We start from the raw sequence: 306 nt of genomic DNA, 5'->3' as shown, positions 1-306 counted from the left end.
CCGGAGCCGGTATCGTCACTGTTCGCAATTTGCCGTCGACCATAAACTCCAGGGGCATACGGGCTATGCTGCCGCTGGCTCGGAAGCCGATCATCTGATGGCCATCAGTCAGTTGATCTGGATGTCGGGGTTCCCCAAATCGTGCAAGATAGGCAGGAGATGCGACGGTAACCTCATCCAGCATCGCAACACGCCGGGCAATCATGTCGCTATCCTGCAGGAGACCCACACGCAGAACGCAATCGATACCTTCCCGAACCGGATCAACGAACCGATCGCCCTCGGTCATATAAAGTTCAATATCCG

General features: G+C 55.9%; 1 protein-coding gene. It reads right to left on the bottom strand.

Features of this window, described 5'->3' with window-relative positions:
- Nucleotides 1-306 (bottom strand): LysR substrate-binding domain-containing protein (locus SB822_RS56080; protein WP_410858977.1); only part of this gene is annotated, 306 nt, incomplete at both ends.

Source organism: Paraburkholderia sp. SIMBA_054, assembly GCF_046534875.1.
Classification (GTDB): domain Bacteria; phylum Pseudomonadota; class Gammaproteobacteria; order Burkholderiales; family Burkholderiaceae; genus Paraburkholderia; species Paraburkholderia hospita.
Note: the sequence above shows the minus strand (reverse complement) of the source record. Positions and strands in the feature narration are given on the sequence as shown.